We start from the raw sequence: 19,163 nt of genomic DNA on the forward strand, positions 1-19,163 counted from the left end.
AGGTTGCGCGTTCCGATACAGCGTATATATCACTTAGTCGACAACGGTGAAAGGACGAACTGGCCTGAACCGGTGAAACGACCAGTCGCTCGAACCCGCAGCGGCTTGTTCGGCTGCGGCCGTTTTCCACTCCAGAAGGGAGGCAAAAGTGTGTCTAGCGATTCCTGGACAGATCGTCGACTTCGTCGACGGCCATCCGCATCTGGCGGTCATCGAAGTGTCGGGCGTTCGTCGCAAGGTGAACATCGACCTGTTGCGCGAGGATGGTCTCACGCTGTCGGACTGGGTTCTGATTCACGTCGGGTTCGCCATGAGCAAGATCAGCCCCGAGCATGCGCAGGAGCAGATCAGCCTGCTGACCATGCTCGGTGAAGAGGGTGAAGCGGTCCGCGAGCTCGAAGGCTATCAATTTGGCTAGCGGCTGTAAATGAGCAGTTTGGAGGACATTCGCCACAGGAGATAGCGCGTGCATTCCATCGGGGCCTCGCTCGCGGAATCGCCAGTGGGATTGAATGGCTGGCCGATAAGTATGGCGCGGCAACGGCCGGTTTGCTGCTCGCACTCGCCATGCTGTCCGCGTGCGGGCCCGCCGAGCAATCGACCGGGAAATCGAGCGACGCCGCCGCGGATTTGCAGGAGTTGAAGGTCGGCGCCCTTGAAGATGAATTCGGTCTTCAGCTCAACAGGCCCCGGCTTGGTATGTATCCTCTCAATACCGGCATCTGTGAGCCGCTGTTCAGGCTCACTAACGACCTGCAGGCCAAGCCATGGCTCGCGACGAAGGTCGAGTACCGCGGCGATAATACCTTCCGTTTTACCCTGCGCCAGGGAGTGGTTTTCCACGACGGCAGCCCACTCGATGCAAATGATGTGAAGTTCACGCTCGACCACGCTGTGCGTGTAAAGACGCAATACAGCTTTCTGTCCGACCAATCCGTTCGCGTCATCGATGACTCGACGGTGGATGTGCGGCCATCCGTTCCGAATCTGCGTCTGGCAGACCAGATCGTGCATTCTCTCTGGAGCGTAATCGCGACGGGCAACGATCCGACCACTCGACCAAACTGCACCGGTCCCTTCCGATTTCTGGAGTACTCGCCACAGAGCCACTTCACGGTCGTTCGCAATGATTCCTACTGGGGCGAGAAAGCGAAACTGCAGCGGATCACGTTCCGCTTCTTCCAGGACGACAACACCCGGGCGCTGGCGCTCCGAGCCGGCGAAGTTGATGCAATCTTTGACGTCAACCGGGGGACAATCGCCAGCCTTCGCGAAACGCCTGGACTGAAGATTCTTGCGGCACCGCCGGGTTCGACGATTCTGATGTACATCTCGACGCGTGGTGCACCACCGTACACGATCATGGCTGATCAGCGAGTCCGTCGCGCAGTGGCCATGGCCATCGACAGGAAAGTTCTGGTCGATCGGGTGCTCGGCGGATACGCCGCCCTCGTCAACTCGGTCAACCCGCCAGCCGCACTTGGCAGGCACGCGGCGGCAATCAATGGGGTCCCATACGATCCGGCAGGAGCCCGACGACTGCTCGACGCAGCCGGATGGAAATTATCGGGAGATCGCGTGCGGATGAATGGCAGCCGGCGGCTCGCACTGGTCATGATCATGCAGCCCGGCAACGTCGATCGAGTGGTTGGAGAGTTCATTCAGGCGCAGCTTGCTGCTGTAGGCGCCGAAGTGCGAATCGAGCATCTGGATCCGGGCGCGTTCTCGGCGCGGATCAATTCAGGCACGTTCGATCTGGATATTGAAGTCCCCAGCCAGAATGACGCGAACCCCGCGTTTCTTCTGTCACTTCGCTGGTACTCCCGATCGCCCATCGCCAGTGCCCGTTTCATGCCGGTCGGCCCGCGCTTCGATTCACTGGTTACTGCCGCGCTCACGAGCGAATCCCGCGACGACACGCAGCGACGCGCGTCCGAGGCAATGCAGGTGCTGGTGAGCGATGAAGTGGCGGCGATTCCCCTGGCGGGGATATATCGCATCTACGCGATGACGGACAAGGTGAGAGGGTTTGACCCTCACCCATCGCGCAACAATCAGTGGTGGAACACAGTCTGGCTAGCGAGGTGAGCGTGTGTCGCTGCACCTAGCCCGCTTCATTTCCCGCCGCCTCCTTTATCTCGTTCCCGTGTGGCTCGGCGTTTCCCTTCTTGCCTTCAGTCTCGCGAACCTCGCTCCCGGTGATCCAGCCGAGCTGATGCTCGTCCGGCAGACGGGACAGTCGCCCAGCGCGGAGGCAGTCGCTCAGCTTCGTGAAGAACTCGGGTTGAACGGTCCAGCGCCGGTGCGCTACGTTCGGTGGCTCGCGAAGGTCGCAGCCGGTGATCTTGGCGAATCCTATCGCACGGGCGCGCCAGTGCTGGAACTGCTCGTCGCCCGGTTTCCTTCCACGCTTGAGCTGGCGCTGTCGGCAATGTTGCTGGCCATCCTTATTGCCCTTCCTCTGGGCGCTGTCGCCGCCATCAGACAGGATTCGATTACCGATCACTTTGCGCGACTCGTCGCGCTGATCGGGGCCTCGGTTCCAGGGTTCGTGGTAGGTTATCTGCTGATTCTTCTTTTTGCTGTGACACTCAGGTTGCTTCCCGTGGCTGGATCAGACGGCTGGCGGTACCTCGTCCTGCCGGTTCTTACACTCGGTATCGGGGAGGCAGCAGCATTGGTTCGTCTGACACGGGCCAACATGCTCGAAGTTCTGACTGAAGATTATGTGCGCACTGCCAGGGGAAAAGGCGCACCCAGTCACACGGTGTTCGTACGACACGCACTGCGCAACGCGCTCAACCCGGTCATCACACTCTCGGCTGTTCGATTTGGACGCCTGCTTGGCGGGGCGGCAATCGTCGAGACCATCTTCGCGCGGCCCGGGGTCGGGAAAACCGTCGTCGATGCAATCCACGACCGCGACTATCCCGTCATCCAGGGGTTCATTCTCTTTGCCGGAACGGTATTTCTGCTTGCCAATCTGCTGGTTGACGTCATGTACCCGTTACTCGATCCGCGCGTAAGGCTGAGCGGTGCAGAGAGAAGATATCGTGCATCGCTCTGACCGCCTTGCCACGATTGGCCTTGCACTTGTGGCTGTCTTCGCATTGGGCGCAGTGGCCGCACCGATTATCGCTACTCACGACCCGACTGCGATCGACGCGGCGCGCCAGCTGGAAGAACCGGGCTGGGCGCACCTGCTGGGAACGGACAACCTCGGCCGTGATATCTACAGCCGACTTGTTTACGGGTCTCGCTGGTCGCTTGGCACCGTAGCCATTTCCACCGCCCTGATAATGTCGATTGGAGTGGCCGTCGGAACAGCGGCAGGTTATTTCGGCGGTTTGATCGACGAAATTCTCATGCGGGTCGTAGACGTTCTGCTCGCGTTCCCAAGCCTGCTGCTCGCCCTCGCCATCGCGGGCATGATCGGGCCGGGAATCACCAGCGTGATAGCTGCGCTCGTGAGTGTCTGGTGGGCGAGCTATGCCAGGATTGTTCGTGGACTGGTACTGGCTTTGCGCGAGCGGGAGTTCATTACCGCGGCGCGCGGCCTCGGCGCCCGTGATTCGCACATCGTCGTGCGCCATGTGCTTCCGAACATCCTCGCGCCCGTCGCGGTACTTGCGACAGTCGAAATGGGCGAGCTGATACTGGCGGTAGCCGCACTCGGTTTCCTTGGGCTGGGCGCGCAGCCGCCTGTTCCCGAGTGGGGGACGATGGTGAATGATGCGCGACCGTTTCTTCTGTCTACGCCCCGGTTGATGATCTACCCCGGACTGGCGATTGCTCTTGCAGTGATTGGCTTCAACCTCCTTGGTGATGGCCTCAGGGACCGGCTTGATCCGCGAACGCGGCGGGGGTTTCCAGTGCAATGAAGAGGCAAATTTGCGGACTGGCGAAGCCGGCATTGCTGGCGCTCTTGGCCGTCCAATCCGGTTGCAGCGCGAACGACCTGCCCCCCGGGCAAACCGATGGACTTTCTGCCATAACCATCGGAGCGGGCGCGGACAACGGGCCGTCCGGTGCCTTCCAGGCGCGCCTTGGTGTCTATCCGCTCAACGCGAACGTTGCTGAGCCGCTCACGCATGTGGGATCCGACTTTCAACTGGAGCCGCTGCTGGCGAAACGCTGGGAGTATCGCGGCCGGAATACTTGGCGATTCCACCTGCAGCAGAACGTGACTTTCCACGACGGTCAGCACCTCTCTGGACGCGCTGTGGCAGAATCAATGACTCACGTGGCGCGCGAGAGAATGGGGAACAGCGGGCTGGGTGAGCATTCCGTCCGCGTCATCGATGATTCGACGGTGGACATCACGCCGACAATGACCAACCTGAATCTTCCGTTCAAGCTTGCCCATCCGAATTATTCCATCTTCGCCCCCGGTACCAATCCGGCAATCCGTCCGGTTGGGACAGGACCTTTTCGGTGGGTAGAGTACCGCCCTCACGATCGGATCGTCGTCGAGCGCGATGAGCGTTACCGGGGTACGCCGCCGCGGCTGTCGCGGATCACGTTCCGATTCATGCCGGACGCGAACACCCGGACCCTGGCATTGCTTGCGGGGGAAGTAGATCTGATCATGGACCTGCCCCGTGAGCAGATCACCGAGGTAAATCGTCGCGGCGGCTTTCGTATCGAGCGCGCTGCCCCGGGACAGGTTCTGGCTCTGCAGGTCAATGCTCACGGCAAGCCCCCGCACGATCTTCTGCGCGATCGAGCGCTGCGCCGCGCGATCGCGCACGCAATCGACCAGCGCCAACTCGTTCGCGAAATGTGGCGAGGCGAGGCAAAGCTAAGCCGCACCATGACAGTCCCGGCAATACTCGGAATGTATGCTGATTCGGTTCGAGGACTGGCGTTCGACATGGCGGCCTCACAACGACTGCTTGACGGCGCAGGGTGGCGACGGGGACGGGACGGTTTACGGCGCAGTCCCGGCGGGCGAGCGTTGCAGATAGAACTCGTTGCTGGAGTTGAAGTGGAAACAGCAGCGATCGAATTGATACAGGCACAGCTCCGGCGGGTGGGAATAGATGCGCGCATCACGCGACTCGCCGATGCAGGCGCCCATAGCACACGGCTTGCAGCAGGATTGTTCGACCTCAATCTGTCTACTTCCAATCAGAACGATGCCAATCCGCTGTTTCTGCCAGCGCTCGTGTTCTACTCAAAATCCGAGCGTCCGTTTGCGCGGTGGTATGCAGCCGGCCCTCGATTCGATTCAATCGTGGAGCAAGGTCTGGCCACGGCGGATCCCGAGGAGACGCGGCGGCTTGCGGCAGCGGCAATGCGGGTAGCGGTCGAAGAGGAGGCGGTTTGTATTCCGGTAGCGGCTCTTTTCCGGATCTACGCACTTCGGGAGAATCTGGTGGGCTTCGAACCTCACCCTTCGCAGACGAACCAGTCCTGGGGCGCGCTTTACCGCAAATCAAAATAGCCAGTCACATCGGTGGACGAGGCGAAGATGAATCAGCCAGACGAATCAGATCCGCCCGGCTTTATTCCGCTCCCGTTCGAGCGCGTCGGCTTATCCGAGTCGCTGGCGCGCGCACGTGAATTCTACCGGAGGATGAAAGACCGCCGTACAACGCGGCATTTTTCAACCGACCCTGTCCCGCGAGAGCTGATCGAACACGCCATCCGCACCGCTGGCACTGCGCCAAGCGGCGCGCATCAGCAACCGTGGACTTTCGTTGCCGTATCGGACGCGGAGCTGAAGCGGCAGATGCGTGATGCAGCCGAGATCGAAGAACGGGCGAACTACAACGGCCGTATGCCGCCCGACTGGCTGGCGGCGCTCGCCCCGCTCGGTACCGACGAGCACAAGCCGCATCTCACCGATGCTCCGTGGGTTGTTGTCCTGTTTCGTCAATCCTACGGGATCAGGGCAGACGGAAGCAGACAGACGTATTACTACACCCAGGAATCCTGCGGAATCGCTGCCGGATTTTTTATCGCCGCCGTACATCAGATGGGACTTGTCACTCTCACCCACACCCCGAGTCCCATGGCATTCCTGAGCGAGCTGTTGAAGCGACCGCCGAACGAGAAAGCAATGCTTGTAATGCCTGTCGGTTACCCAGCTATTGGGGCGCGCGTGCCTGATCTGAACAGAAAACTGCTTGAGGATGTCGCGGTGTGGGCGTAAGACAGTCGTGCCGGCGTATCAGCCCGGATTTCAGCCGCCGGAGTTCTCACGGCTGCCGCTCCGCTCTGCGATCGACACCGAGCAATTGCAGCGCTGCTTCGACCGCTTCGTTCGGCCCGGCGAGTGCGACCACATCCCCCGCTCGCAGAACAGTTTTGCCAGATGGCACGAACACCTCGCTCCCTTCAGACGCATTCCGTGTGACCGCCAAAACGGTTGCGCCCGTCATCCCCCTGAGGTTCATCTGCGCGAGCGAGCGGTCCGCCCCGGGGCTGCCCGGCGCGATGCGAACCGGAACGGGCTCCCCCAGTCCCGGCAACATGATCGCAACGTGCTCCATCGTGCGATTGAGATCTTCTGAATCATCCACCATGCCGATCTTTGGCGTCAGCGCGGCGACAATCACCTGGGCCCCCGCCTGTGCATGACCCTGTAGGTTCAGCGCGCTCCGCCAGAACGCGAAACTGAGGACAATTGTCAGCAGAATCAGTACGATGAACCCCGGAAATCGCGGTAGAAACGGCTGAGTTATAGCGATGAGCGGCGCGCCCACCATGAACAGCGTTCCGAGCTGCAGCATCGTTACCAGCGCCCGCCGGGGCGCGGCAGCGAAATCGACGGCCCGTCTCCCCGCGCCGGGGAGGGCGCGCATGGCGAGAATGAAACCGAGCATGCGCGCGCTTCTTACGATGCCGATCACCATCGGAACCGCCAGCGCAACAGCGACGAGTAGCACGGCGAAGGCCGCTACGCCCTCGGTGATACCGGTCCATCCGCTCAGGAGAGTCGTGAATCGGCCCCGCTCCGCCGCCGCCCCGATTATGATAGCGGCCAGGACGAACGCGTCCACGAGTATCACGCGAACGAACTTTCGGGTACGCGACGCGCCGCCCACGCGCGGCGAGTTGCGCATTCTTTCGATCCACGATCCGTACAACGCCACAGAAGTCTGCACGGGATGCGGAAGCTTCCTGTCCACCCATAGCGCCGCGGGGCCGGCAGCGCGAATGAGCCACGGAGTCGCGAGCGTTGTAATGGCCGATACCGCCACCGCCACGGGATACAGAAACCCGCGGGTCGCGCCGGTGGCGAGGCCAACGGCGGCAATGATGAATGAGAACTCGCCTATCTGTGCGAGACTCATTCCGGTCTGCATGGATGCTCGCAGTCCATTGCCGGTTATGAAAGAGCCCATGCTCACCGCAAGGAATTTCCCGGTGATGACGATCACCGAAAGCGCGATGACGGCACCAACATGGTCCGCGATGACACGAGGGTCGATCAGCATTCCGACCGATACAAAGAAGATCGCCACGAACATATCCCTGACCGGGTGCACCAGTTTCTCGATGCGGAGTGATTGACCCGATTCAGCGACAAGAGACCCCGCAATGAAGGCCCCGAGAGCGACGGAATACCCGAACACCTGCGCCAGGAATGCCGCGGCAAAGCAGATGGCGATGCTCGCTACCAGTGTAGTCTCGGCGCGGTCGAGCTGAATGACGCGGCGAACGAAACGCGGTACGATCAGAAGGCCGAAACCGATCAACGCCATGAGGAAGGTGACAAGCCGTATCACCGTGATCGCAAGGCTGCCCGCCGACAGTCCCGCGCCCTGTGCAGTCGCAGTCAGAAGTGCGATCAGAATGATCGCAATGAGATCTTCAACGATGAGAATTCCGAACACAATCTCGCGAAGGCGGCCTTGAATACCCTGCTCGTCAAACGCCCGCGCGATGATGGTGGTGCTCGATATCGCGACGATCGCACCCGTAAAAATGCTTTCGAGCGACGTCCACCCGAACAGCTGGCCGGCGAGGTAGCCCAGGCCCACCATGATGCTCGTTTCGAGCAATGCCGCGAGCCCGGACGTGGCGGCGATCTGGCCCACACGTTTGAGACGGAACTCGAGGCCAAGCGAGAACATAAGAAGAATCACGCCCAGCTCGGAAAGCGTCCGCACCATCTCCTCGTCGGCGGATAGCGGGATCGGAGTGTACGGACCCACTATCATGCCTGCGATCAGATAACCGAATATCACGGGCAGCTTCAGTCGCTGGAACACGACAGTCGTTATCGCAGCCGTGCAGAGCACGAGCGCAAGATTCTGGAGAAATGCGTGGCTGTCCTGCATTGCAGGCATGATACGATACGCGAAGCATGCCCACTAGGCGGAAAGTGCGCGTCATGTTACCCGTTACCCGTTACCCGTCGGTGCTCGCCCTGCGATGCAGACTATTGCCAGAGATTACAAAAAACCCTGCCAGAGGCAGGGTTTCGTGTTCAGCAAGCTGAATCGACCCTCAGCTTCCGATCATCGGGTTATTCAGTCGTTCGGCGAGCGGCAGCGGCAGGCAGATCTGCGTGCCGTAGGTACCGCCGAAGTGATACGCTGCTCCGACAGCCGGCTGCAACGCAATGTTGAACCGCAGAATATCCCCGAGGTGATGGCTCTCGGCAAATAACTCGCGCCGCCGTTGATCGATCAGCTCCGCGAGATACTGCGCCTGCGTCGAGCCACTGAAGACGCTCTGGCCACCCCTTGCCCGCGACGCATTGAGAATTGGAAGCGCTGTCGCAAGACTGCCGGCGCGAATATCCGCCTCAGCAATGATGAGCTGCGCTTCCTCGAACGTCGCAAGCGGGAACGGAGTGCCGGTCGTCGGATATTTCAACTGATAAAAATGCGGCACCCCCGTCGCGCTCGTGCGGGATCTTGCCATCACCGGAACCCTCAAGTCTCCCATACTGCGGTAAGGCTCGCCAACTGAAAACTCGGTGTTGGTAAAGGTATTCAACCCGGCGATCAGGTTCTGACGCCGGCCGCTCGCGTCGGAGGCGGTCACTGTGCGAAGAAATCCTGCAGGCACCTGACCCGCATCTGCCTTGGCCCCCGCGTAGTTCGCCAGGTTCAGCCTCGCCCTTGCGCGGCCAAGAAACGCCATCGTCCGAATACTGGTGTTGGTGGTGCTGGCAGGAGCAGAGGCAGTCGCAGCAATCGCTTCGTCGAATCTCGCCACGGCCAGCTTGAACACACTGTCGCGCTGAATTTCGCCGCCGTAGTTGATGCTGCGATCGGGATTGATGGTGGATATGGCGCTGGTGCAGAAGCCTTCGCCGAGCAGGATATACGAGTACCCCGCGTACGCTGCCGCAATGGCAATCAGCGCCGTGCGGTTGGGGGCGCCCGCGCCCGCCGCGACTTCCGCGTCAGTCCATCCCTTGAGCCGGGTCAGAACGTTTTCCGCGGAACCGCGAGCGGTCTGAAGCGGCGTATACACGCCGAGCGCACCACAACTGCTGACTGAGTAGATCGCATCGCTTGGCGTCGTGGTGCGCCGATCGTAAGGCGCACGGGCCGCGGTCTGCTCGGCGTACACGAACTCTTCGCCGATCAGTCCGCCAATCGCCGTATACGAATTGAATGCGCACTCGAAATCAGCCACCGCCCCGTCTACAAGAATCTGCGCATTGCCGCTCGTTTCAATCTCACCGGCCGGAATCCGGCTCGCCGGTTCGACATCCAGCGGATTGCGCAGAGTGTCGCACGCACCGAGTGCAATTATCGTCACTACAGCAGCCGTCCATCTGACTGCACGCGCGTCGCTGAAGCCTGCACGCATGTTGATCAGCTCACGAGTCGAAGGTTGAGTAGGCATGTATCACCAGTCCAGGTTGACGCCCAGCACCCATTGCGCGAGCTGGGGATTGGTGGTTTGCTCGAGCTGCCCGAAGTTGCCGCCGCGAGCGCCGCTCAGAAAGAAGGCCTCCGGATCGAGTCCCGGATAATCCGACCAGGTGAAGAGATTGCGGCCGGCGAGTGAGATGACCGCACGGTTGAAATTGACCCACCGGGTCTTCACCACCGGCAGCGTGTAGGAGACACTCACCTCGCGCAGCTTGGTATAGTCCGACTTGTTCACGTAGTAATCCACCAGCTGTCCGTTCGACTGTATCGCGGCTATCCGCGTAGCTTCGAATTCAAGCGGATAAAAATTCTCCCGGCACCTGATGAATATCTGACAGCGCACGCGGGTGTTGCCATCGACTTTGTAGAACCCTCGCTTGAAATCAACCAGTCCGTACAGGCGCAGATTCTTGAACAGCGTAACAGTGCTTGTGAACGCGCCTTCCGCACTCGGCAAAGACCGGCCGATATACACTTCGGGCGCATCGTCGGGAGTGTTGTAGCGCAGGTCGGGTCCGGCACAAATCATCGAACCGCCTTTCGAATCGTCACAGAGGGTCTTGCTGATATCTGCCCGGCCGGTTGGCAACAGCTCCGAGCTGATGACTCTTTGCTCGAAGTAAGAGCCGATTGGGCGTCCGACTTGATGTCGAATATTGAAGCCTCCCACGACAAAGTCCGGGGTGCCGCTTGCCTTTCGAAGGTCAAGAATCGATTGCGGCGTTCCCAGGCTTTCGACTTCGCTTCCATTTGTCGCCCAACTAAACGATGCATCCCATTTGAACGCATCCCTCATTACCGGCGTAGTCCGAAGCAGTACTTCCGTTCCCCAGTTACGTATCGATCCCGCGTTGAACGGCTGCGTGTTCGGCAGGCCGAGTGATGGGGGAATCTGCCGGTCGAGAATGGCGTCCGTCGTTTTCTTGAGGTAGTAGGTGAACTCAAGTCCGAGCCGATCGCTCAGCGCACCGAGGTCGAACCCGAACTCCAGCTCTTTGCTGCGCTCCGGACCAAGGTCCGCGTTACCAAGAAATTGCGGGGTGACCGTGGCAACGTCGTTCGCTCCGGTCGCCGACGCGTACGTCTGCAGCGCCGAGTATGTAGCGGGCTGTTTGCCCGATTCTCCGTAGGCCGCACGAAGCTTAAGGGCACCGATTGCCGGCACCGGCCAGAACGGTTCTTCGCTCACCACCCAGCTGAGGCTGTACTTGGGATAGTAGACGCGGTCGAAATTCTGGCCGAAGGCGCTGTTATCGTCAGCGCGTATGGCGGCAGTCAGATACAGTCTGTCACGCCATCCCAACTGCTCCTGAATGAAGAAGCCGAGCGTCGCGTCTTCTTCCAGATCACCGAAGGTTACCCGGTCGGGGGTGGTTGCGGACAGCGCGGTCAGTCCGACGGTGGGAAAGATGGAACCGGACGACAGCAGAAACGCAGTCGAGTTACGGTAGTACTGAGCGCCAACCGATGTCGTCGATTTGAGTTCCGCCGTGGGATTCACAACGCCGGAAGCGGAATAATCGAGCGTGTAGTAGTTGATCTGCCGGCGATTGATCGACCGGCCGCCGTTGCCGCCGAAGATCACCCTCGACAGCGAATCCTGGGTGCGCGGGAATAGCTGATTATCGACCTCGTTCGCCTGGTCCGTCCCCGCGTTAAGGCGATGACTCAGCCACGTCGCAGGACGATGGTTGATCTGAAAGCTGCCGGTGAAGCGGGTCAGGTCCTGTCCCAGAATATTCAATGCGTCGTACTGCTCTGGAAGACCACTGTGAAATCCGCGGCGCGGGTTGCCGGGCTGGCCGTTGGCGAACACCAGATTGTTGGGATTCGCGGAAATGGTGCTCCACGTTCTGCCACCAAATCCGGCTTCAGCCGGAAGCTGTGTGCGGCCGTTGATGTACCCCATGTTGAGTCCGGCGTCGAGCCGCGAATTGGGGCTGATCGTGAGATTCATGCGGCCGGTGTAGCGCTGGACGTTGCTGGTGGGCTCGATGCCATCGCTGTCTTCGAGTCCGCCGGACGCGTAATACCGGAACAGGTTCGATCCGCCGCTCGCGCTCAGATCATACTCCTGCAGGCGTCCGCTCTTGAAGACGGGCGTGCCACGCGCGTTCTCGAGCTCGATGATGTCGATCGACGTCGTGTCTCTCACCCCCGTCGCCGCACCCGCCCGCTGCACCGTCTGGTAATTAACGGGCCAGCGGCCTTCGGGATCCTGCAAATAATTCGAACCCTGTCTCGTCGAGAAAGTCCAGCGCGGTGTTCCAGCGATCCCTTTCTTCGTGATAATCTGGATGACACCGTTGGATGCCTCGGTTCCATACAGCGTCGCCGCTGCCGGTCCTCTGATGATCTCCACCGATTGGATTTCGTCGGGATTGATGTCATTGATGCGAGAGATCGACGACGAACCGAATGCCTGATTCGCAGGTCCGCTGGCGAACGCGTTGTTCACTCGGACACCGTCGACGTAGATCAACGGTTCGTTGAGCAATGAGATGCTCGATGCGCCGCGGATGCGGATTCGTGCTCCCGCTCCCACGTTCCCGGTGGCACTGTTAACGACAACGCCCGGCGCCCGGCCGTTCAGCAGGTTCTGAACGCTGCTGATCGGAGCAATTTCCTTGGCTGCCGCGGCATTGATCGTCGTGACAGCGTTGCCCAGCTCGCGCACTGACTGCCGGCCGGCAGTACCTGTCACCACCACTTCGTCGAGAGCTACTGACTGCTCTCCCAGGGTAAGGTTCAGGTTGGTGTCGCCAACGCGGACCGTGCGTCGCAGCATTCGGTAACCAATCCGGCGGACTTCAATGGTGACTTCGCTACCGGTAAGACCGCTGATGCGAAAGCGGCCGCCCGCATCGGTGATACCGCCGGTCGTGGTTCCGTCGATGCGAACCTGCGCTGACGGGAGCGGCTGGCCGCCGGAGCCGAGCAGCACGCCGGCGATTACTCCGGATTGCTGAGCTTCGAGTTCGGGAGCGGCAGCCGAGTGAGCGGCGAGCATGAAAATCGCCGCGAGCGCGACGCATTTCGCGCAACGCAGACCCTGACGCGTGGTTCGAGCGATGGTCTGCAAGTTCTGTAGAATCTGCTTCATGTACACCCCTGCGGTATGGGAGAAATCCGCGTGCGCTGGACGGGACCTATAGTACGGTCAGACCCAGAAGGGGGCAATACGAATGAGAAACATACGGACAGGAAAGGTCTGATCGAATGTCAGTTCCGTTTTCAGGTTGTGCAGGAGAGCCTGGCATCAGCTACCTGTAACGGCCAACTGAGAAAAGCCGACCCGTCAGGTGTCAGCGAGGCAGAGTCCAGCGCGCGAGTATAAGTCACCAGGTCGAGGTAATGGTCACCTGTTCCCTAACCTCGCGTGCTGGCATCTTGGGGTACTGACGACTAACGGGTCAGCTTTTCTCAGTTCGAGGTTACTGGGAGCTGATACCCGGCTTCTGCGCAACCTGAAAACTTGTTGGTAACCTTGCCGATCCCGCGTGCTAGTGACCCGCCGATCCCGCCCCCCCCGTCTATTCCATCTCCTCGAAGGTGTCTCTGATCTGGGTTACAGCCCACTCCAGATCCTCCCGGCTCACGACAAGCGGCGGCGCGATCCGTACCACGAAGTCATGCGTTTCCTTGCACAGCAGCCCGCGCTCCATGAGCGCTTCGCAGAACTTGCGCGCCGGCTCGGTTAGCTCCACACCCACGAGCATTCCGCGTCCGCGAATCTCCTTGATCTTCGGATGCTCGATGCTGCGCAGCTCGTTCGCGAACCATTCGCCCAGCTCGGCCGAACGTTCGGCAAGCCCTTCGTCCCGGATGACGGCAAGTGCAGTACGCGCAACCGCGCAGCCGAGCGGGTTGCCACCATAGGTGCTACCGTGGCTGCCGGCATCGACGACATCTATTAATTCCCGCCGTGCAACGAACGCTGACACCGGATAAAACCCGCCGGAGAGCGCCTTGCCGAGTATGTAGGCGTCCGGTTTTACCGACTCATGATCGCAGGCGAACGGCTTGCCTGTGCGTCCGAGCCCCGTCTGAATTTCGTCGGCGAGAAACAAAACTTTGTTGCTCTTGCAGAGATCGGACACCGCGCGCAGGTAGCCGTCGGGTGGAATAAGAATGCCGGCTTCACACTGAATCGGCTCAAGCAGAATTGCACACGTGTTGGGTGTGATTGCCGCTTCGATTGCGGCTGCATCGCCGTACGGAACCGAGACAAACCCGGGCGTAAATGGCCCGAAGCCATCCTTGTAACTCTTCTCCGAAGAGAATCCGACAATGGTTGTCGTGCGACCATGAAAATTGTTGTCGCAGACTATGATCTCGGCCTTGTCAGCCGCGATTCCCTTGATTCGATACCCCCAGCGGCGCGCGGCCTTGATCGCTGTTTCGACGGCCTCGGCACCGGTGTTCATCGGCAGTACCGCATCCATTCCGCAGAACCGCGCCAGTTCTTCACAGAACAGCGGGAGTTGATCGTTGCGGAAGGCGCGTGACGTCAGAGTGACGCGTGCTGCCTGTCCGCGCATGGTTTCGAGAATTCGCGGGTGGCAGTGACCCTGGTTGACTGCGGAGTACGCGCTCAGGCAATCGAGATAACGCTTGCCATCGACGTCGTAGAGCCACGGGCCTTCGCCTCGCTCGACGACGATATCGAGGGGATGATAGTTATGCGCTCCCCACTGGTCTTCGAGTGCGACAAGAGCGTCGGCGTCGGCGGTGATCTGTGCGGTCATGAGGGTTGCTTCCTGTTCATGTGGAGGGAGTCGGAGATGCCTCGCCCTTGGCAAGGTACTCCTGGATGTAGTCCCGTACAGCTTCGGATAGCGGCATTGCCGGCTTGTCGTATCCTGATGCTTGAAGTTTCGAGATATCGGCGAGCGTCGTGTACTGATAGTTCGATCGCATCTCAACCGGCATGTCGATGAATTCGATGTGCGGCTCGCGTCCCATCGCCGCAAAGACCGCGTGGGCGATATCGAGCCAGGTATCCGCACGGCCCGCGCCGATATTGAACAACCCCGACGCGTTTACATCCCCGGCGATATGGAGCGTCATCGCGGCGGCGTCTTTCACATAGAGGAAGTCACGCCGCTGCTCACCGTCACGGTACTCGTCTCGGTAGCTGCGAAAAAGCCTAATGACACCGGTGTCACGCACCTGCGAGAACGCCTTGTTGACGATGCTCCGCATTTCTCTCTTGTGCTGCTCGCCAGGGCCGAAGATGTTGAAATACTTGAGGCCCGCGCAGCGCTCGAGAAGTCCCGTGCGCGCAGCGTATACGTCGAAAAGATGTTTGGAGTAGCCGTACATGTTGAGTGGTCTGAGTGCGCCAAGATTTTCCATCTCGGCACTGTCGCTCATTCCGGCGGAACCGTCACCGTAGGTCGCGGCTGACGACGCATACACGAACCGTCCGCCCCCCTCTACCGTCCACTCGGCGAGCTGGCGGGTGTAGTCGTAGTTGTTTTGCGCGAGATACCGGGCGTCCTTCTCGGTTGTGGACGAACACGCGCCCATGTGGAGCACGACATCGAAATTCGCCAGCCGTCCCGATTGCACCCGTGCGATAAGGTCGTCTGCCTCCAGATAGTCCACGAATTTCAGTGGAACCAGATTTCTCCACTTTTCGTCGCTGCCCAGGAAGTCGGCGATGACGATGTTCTCGATGCCCCGTTCATTGAGGCCGTACACGAGGTTGCTGCCGATGAAGCCGGCGCCACCGGTGACGAGGACGTGGGTGTTTGGATCGAGGAGCATCCGGTAAAGTTAGGTTTCTACCCGTGATCCGGTAATGTCGATCGCCGGGTAGCAGGTCTCCAGGTTCGTACGCCGAAGGGACAACAAGGATCGATGCGCATGATATGCTCGATTGCACGACCATCAATTCAGTCTGTTCGCCTCCAGATGAGGGTACGCGGTAGCAACCTTGCCATGCACTTCCCCTGACGGACATCCAAGACGTGATGCTTTATCCCTACGACCTCACTGAGCCAAGCCCCGCGATGGCCTATGGCCCTGCGGAGCCAGTTAGCGTCGTGGGGTTTCCGTTCGATTTGTCGGTTTCGGGTTCAGTCGCGATCTGGGCGACTGGATTCGTTGCCTCCGAACCCGAAATCGATGTCGACGACCTTCCCATCTTCCTGATAGATTGCCGCACTCGTCAAGGCCAGTCAGGCTCGCCGGTGATCATCCACAAAACGGGAGCGGTTGCCTATCAAGGGGGCATGGTAGGAGTGGGCACAAGTACGCACACCTACCTGCTGGGCATGTACAGCGGACGGATCAACAAGCAGTCAGACATTGGGATCGTCTGGAAACGAGCCGCTCTGAGAGAGCTGGTCGATTCGCTCCCTTAGCAACGGCGATGTGCCGTACTTTGCATTGCACGGGTGTAGGTCGGAACGTATTTTAATCAGAGAAAGAATACTTTCTATTCAGAAAGAACACTTTACCTGACGATCGATGCGGCCACCCTCGGCCAGTGCTCTCCACCACCCTCTCGACGATATACTCGGATTCCGCGCAGCCGTTCGTGTCATCCGCGTGCTCGCGGAGCACGGCGGGCGTCTTGGCGTTTCTGATATCGCCCGGCGAGCCCGGCTAAGCCTGCCAAGTGTGAGAACTGCCCTGCGGCGCCTGTTGGATTTGGATGTCGTTACCACCGTGGAGGTTGGCCGAAGCATGGCCTGCGCGCTTAGCGAAGACCACCCGCTCGTCCCGGCTCTTTCCGCGATCTATGCCGCGGAGCGCAAGCAGGCCGCCGACCTGGTGCGCGGGATCCGCAAGGCGGCAGGCACTGTGCGTCCCGCTCCGCTGGCCATATGGCTTTATGGAAGCGTCGCACGGGGAGAGGACGATTATGCGAGCGATATTGACGTCGCGATCATCAGCTCAAAAGGACAACCGACTCGCCAGGCAGAAAGACTTCGGGAGGCCATCGGCGTTGCGCTGCCCGAGCGGTCGAATCGCATTTCAGTTGTGGCACTCGGTCCCGCCGATTTGCGGTTAATGGTTGAAAAGCGCTCCGCATTCTGGCGGGAGATGGAGCGCGATACCGTCGTGCTGAGCGGGGACGCGCCCGGTGATGTCCGGAAGCGGTTCAAGCGTAGCGGAAAGCGGCCCGCATGATCTCACGGGGGACATGGCGTCAGGTGAACGACAGGAGCGAATGGTTGGGTCGCCGACGCTGCGCGCGCGCACCTTAAGGCCGCCCGCAATGCGCTTGCGGTCGCTGACGAAGGAGACGATGGCCGCCTGATTGTCCAGGGCGCCATTCTGAGCGCGATTGCCTACGGTGATGCCGTTACGATCAAAGTGGCCGGAATCAGGAATTCGGACGATCATCAGCGGCTCCCCGCGACGATTCGGCATGCGCTTGGAAACCAGTTTCCACAGCAGGAACTCACGCGGTTTCACGGCTGCTCCAAGCGAAGGATGACTCTGCCTACGGCCACCGCCGCATGGACCTCGACGATGCCGCTGAGGCGATCGATAGAGCCAAGGCGTTCGGTGAGTGGGCGGAAATGGAACTCGCCCGCGGATAGCTAGGCGGCGAGTTGTCCGACCATTTCCCCGAATCCTCCACCGTTTGTCTCAGGTCGATGATCATCGCGTTCGGCCGACTTCACGAGCTCGCTGGACGCTTGGATCGAGCACGAGTCTCCCGCGTGACCGCCCAGTTTGCACTTTACATCGTCCCATGCCTGAGCGCCCTGCTGTAAGAAAACAGGATGATCCAGACAGTTTAACTTTCATGCCGGACCAAAACGGAGACATCGTGCGGCTCGCAGATTTCATTGAAGAGAACCTCGACGCAATCCTCAAGGAGTGGGTAGCCTTCGCGTCGACGAGGGGGGCTGCCGGCGAGGCACTGGACCTCACTGAACTTCGCGACCACGCGATACCGATGCTCGAGGTCATCGTCGCCGATTTACGCACGCCGCAGAGTGACGCGGAGCAGGCGGCAAAATCCAAGGGGAAGGGCGCACGCATTACGGGCTCAACCGATACAGCTGCCGAGGTTCATGGAGCGGGGCGGGCGGAGGACGGGTTTACCGTAGCGGAAATGGTATCGGAGTACCGCGCGTTGCGGGCGAGCGTTCTCCGGCTCTGGACGCGATCAAACGAAACCTTCACATCGGACGATTTCGAGGATCTCACGCGGTTCAACGAAACGATCGACCAGTCGCTGGCGGAATCGATAGAGCGATTTGCCGCGGATCTTGAAAAGGCCCGTGAAATCTTCATTGGCATTCTTGGACATGACCTGCAATCCCCTTTGAGCGCGGTCATTAGCGGCTCAGAGTTCATGCTCGAGACCGGAGGTCTGACGAAACCCCATCTCGCGATCGCAACCACAATCCTGAGCAGTGCCCGGCGAATGAGTCGCATGGTATCCGACGTGCTGGACTTTACAAGGAGTCGTCTGGGGCCTGGTATTCCGATTACCCCATCCGACACGAATCTGAATGACATAATCCGTCGGGGAATCGACGAAGTCGCCTCGACGCACCCTGACAGGCCGGTACTGTTCAACTCGACAGGAGATCTACAGGGCCGCTGGGATGCAGGCCGACTCGGCCAACTCATCTCCAACCTTGTTAACAACGCTGTTCAGCATGGTGATAAGGAGTCACGAGTAGACGTTTCGGCTCTTGGCGAGCCGAAAGACGTTGTGATCCGTGTTCACAACTTCGGGCAGGCGATTCCTGCGTCCAGTCTTCCGCACATTTTCAGCCCGTTCAAGCGCCTGCGGCCGGATGCTCCTGAGCCAGGCGCACGGGAAAACATGGGTCTCGGTCTATATATCGCCGAACGCATCGTCACGGCTCACGGGGGGACAATCGATGTTCGCTCGTCGGACGAGGCGGGCACCCTGTTTACGGTACGAATGCCACGGTGACACGGGTAAGTCAGCGACAGCGGATACGCGAACGGCGCCCGTCGCATGTGGCTCTGGTCACTCAGTCTCAACAGCGCGAGGAATTAACCCACGCGAAAGTCGGAGGCCGGCCCAGTCTTAACTTCTAAGCTTGCGGACACGAGCACTCGGCCCGTGCCGGCGCGGATGAGCCGTCATCTTCACTGGCCGACGACGGATCAGTCTTCGCGCGCCTTCTCGAGCGATCGGACGGCCAGGTATTCGGCCTGATCCAGGAACCGGTTCGCCGTTGCAACGGCGTCGGCGGCCTGGAGCGGACCATTGGCCGGCACGTGAGTCCTCACGACCCGCTCGAGCTCTTCGCGAATGATCATCATCTCGCGTCGCAGCGCCGACTCCGTCCAGCCGAGGCGGGCGCGCTG

General features: G+C 60.2%; 15 protein-coding genes. 9 read left to right on the forward strand and 6 right to left on the reverse strand.

The genetic code is table 11. The annotated features are described in order from the left end of the window. Positions 1-148: 148 nt before the first annotated feature. The 6 genes from hypC to WKF55_14015 all read left to right on the forward strand — a co-directional run bounded on the left by hypC (position 149) and on the right by WKF55_14015 (position 6,157). Positions 149-418 (forward strand): HypC/HybG/HupF family hydrogenase formation chaperone, encoded by a 270-nt coding sequence (gene hypC, locus WKF55_13990; GenBank protein MEJ7760691.1) that lies wholly within the window; start codon positions 149-151, stop codon positions 416-418. A 131-nt stretch (positions 419-549) separates the two neighbouring features. Further along, on the forward strand, positions 550-2,088 hold the full coding sequence (locus tag WKF55_13995; protein ID MEJ7760692.1) for an ABC transporter substrate-binding protein: 1,539 nt from the start codon (positions 550-552) through the stop codon (positions 2,086-2,088). Between the two features lie 4 nt (positions 2,089-2,092). Next, a complete protein-coding gene (gene nikB, locus WKF55_14000; GenBank protein ID MEJ7760693.1) occupies positions 2,093-3,067 on the forward strand; it encodes a nickel ABC transporter permease in 975 nt (324 codons plus the stop codon). Then, on the forward strand, positions 3,036-3,881 hold the full coding sequence (nikC, locus tag WKF55_14005; GenBank protein ID MEJ7760694.1) for a nickel transporter permease: 846 nt from the start codon (positions 3,036-3,038) through the stop codon (positions 3,879-3,881). The genes nikB and nikC overlap by 32 nt, the downstream gene beginning before the upstream one ends. Further along, the gene (locus WKF55_14010) at positions 3,878-5,446 is read left to right on the forward strand and encodes an ABC transporter substrate-binding protein (GenBank protein ID MEJ7760695.1); all 1,569 of its coding nucleotides are present in this window, start codon (positions 3,878-3,880) and stop codon (positions 5,444-5,446) included. The genes nikC and WKF55_14010 overlap by 4 nt, the downstream gene beginning before the upstream one ends. Positions 5,447-5,473: 27 nt before the next feature. Next, positions 5,474-6,157, forward strand: coding sequence for a nitroreductase family protein (locus WKF55_14015; protein ID MEJ7760696.1), 684 nt, complete (start codon positions 5,474-5,476; stop codon positions 6,155-6,157). Between the two features lie 46 nt (positions 6,158-6,203). Here the strand turns inward: WKF55_14015 and WKF55_14020 are convergent, their stop codons facing one another. From WKF55_14020 to rfaD, 5 genes are all read right to left on the reverse strand, one after another. Then, complete coding sequence (locus tag WKF55_14020; GenBank protein ID MEJ7760697.1) at positions 6,204-8,300, reverse strand: cation:proton antiporter; 2,097 nt, start codon at positions 8,298-8,300, stop codon at positions 6,204-6,206. A 160-nt stretch (positions 8,301-8,460) separates the two neighbouring features. After that, positions 8,461-9,816: a RagB/SusD family nutrient uptake outer membrane protein gene (locus tag WKF55_14025; protein ID MEJ7760698.1), complete on the reverse strand. Its 1,356-nt coding sequence runs from the start codon at positions 9,814-9,816 to the stop codon at positions 8,461-8,463. A gap of 3 nt (positions 9,817-9,819) precedes the next feature. Beyond that, positions 9,820-12,948 (reverse strand): SusC/RagA family TonB-linked outer membrane protein, encoded by a 3,129-nt coding sequence (locus WKF55_14030; protein ID MEJ7760699.1) that lies wholly within the window; start codon positions 12,946-12,948, stop codon positions 9,820-9,822. A 430-nt stretch (positions 12,949-13,378) separates the two neighbouring features. Next, positions 13,379-14,593 (reverse strand): ornithine--oxo-acid transaminase, encoded by a 1,215-nt coding sequence (rocD, locus tag WKF55_14035; protein MEJ7760700.1) that lies wholly within the window; start codon positions 14,591-14,593, stop codon positions 13,379-13,381. A gap of 16 nt (positions 14,594-14,609) precedes the next feature. Next, positions 14,610-15,617, reverse strand: coding sequence for an ADP-glyceromanno-heptose 6-epimerase (gene rfaD, locus WKF55_14040; protein ID MEJ7760701.1), 1,008 nt, complete (start codon positions 15,615-15,617; stop codon positions 14,610-14,612). Between the two features lie 206 nt (positions 15,618-15,823). On the opposite strand from rfaD, the gene WKF55_14045 reads away from it, so the two are divergent. The 3 genes from WKF55_14045 (at position 15,824) to WKF55_14055 (ending at position 18,762) form a co-directional block, all read left to right on the forward strand. Continuing rightward, complete coding sequence (locus WKF55_14045) at positions 15,824-16,216, forward strand: hypothetical protein (protein MEJ7760702.1); 393 nt, start codon at positions 15,824-15,826, stop codon at positions 16,214-16,216. A 106-nt stretch (positions 16,217-16,322) separates the two neighbouring features. Beyond that, the gene (locus WKF55_14050) at positions 16,323-16,988 is read left to right on the forward strand and encodes a nucleotidyltransferase domain-containing protein (GenBank protein ID MEJ7760703.1); all 666 of its coding nucleotides are present in this window, start codon (positions 16,323-16,325) and stop codon (positions 16,986-16,988) included. Between the two features lie 625 nt (positions 16,989-17,613). Further along, positions 17,614-18,762, forward strand: a complete 1,149-nt coding sequence (locus tag WKF55_14055; GenBank protein MEJ7760704.1) for a sensor histidine kinase — start codon at positions 17,614-17,616, stop codon at positions 18,760-18,762. Positions 18,763-18,959: 197 nt separating this feature from the next. Here WKF55_14055 and WKF55_14060 read toward each other — a convergent pair. Beyond that, the coding region (locus tag WKF55_14060) for a hypothetical protein (GenBank protein MEJ7760705.1) at positions 18,960-19,163 on the reverse strand (204 nt) is incomplete at its 5' end.

Source organism: Gemmatimonadaceae bacterium, from assembly GCA_037721215.1.
Classification (GTDB): domain Bacteria; phylum Gemmatimonadota; class Gemmatimonadetes; order Gemmatimonadales; family Gemmatimonadaceae; genus UBA4720.

Coding starts and splice junctions, on each gene's coding strand:
- WKF55_14010 (MEJ7760695.1), top strand. CDS start 3,878: ATGAAGAGGCAAATTTGCGGACTGGCGAAGCCGGCATTGCTGGCGCTC.
- WKF55_14015 (MEJ7760696.1), top strand. CDS start 5,474: ATGAATCAGCCAGACGAATCAGATCCGCCCGGCTTTATTCCGCTCCCG.
- WKF55_14020 (MEJ7760697.1), bottom strand. CDS start 8,300: ATGCCTGCAATGCAGGACAGCCACGCATTTCTCCAGAATCTTGCGCTC.
- WKF55_14025 (MEJ7760698.1), bottom strand. CDS start 9,816: ATGCCTACTCAACCTTCGACTCGTGAGCTGATCAACATGCGTGCAGGC.
- WKF55_14030 (MEJ7760699.1), bottom strand. CDS start 12,948: ATGAAGCAGATTCTACAGAACTTGCAGACCATCGCTCGAACCACGCGT.
- rocD (MEJ7760700.1), bottom strand. CDS start 14,593: ATGACCGCACAGATCACCGCCGACGCCGACGCTCTTGTCGCACTCGAA.
- rfaD (MEJ7760701.1), bottom strand. CDS start 15,617: ATGCTCCTCGATCCAAACACCCACGTCCTCGTCACCGGTGGCGCCGGC.
- WKF55_14045 (MEJ7760702.1), top strand. CDS start 15,824: ATGCTTTATCCCTACGACCTCACTGAGCCAAGCCCCGCGATGGCCTAT.
- WKF55_14050 (MEJ7760703.1), top strand. CDS start 16,323: ATGCGGCCACCCTCGGCCAGTGCTCTCCACCACCCTCTCGACGATATA.
- WKF55_14055 (MEJ7760704.1), top strand. CDS start 17,614: ATGCCGGACCAAAACGGAGACATCGTGCGGCTCGCAGATTTCATTGAA.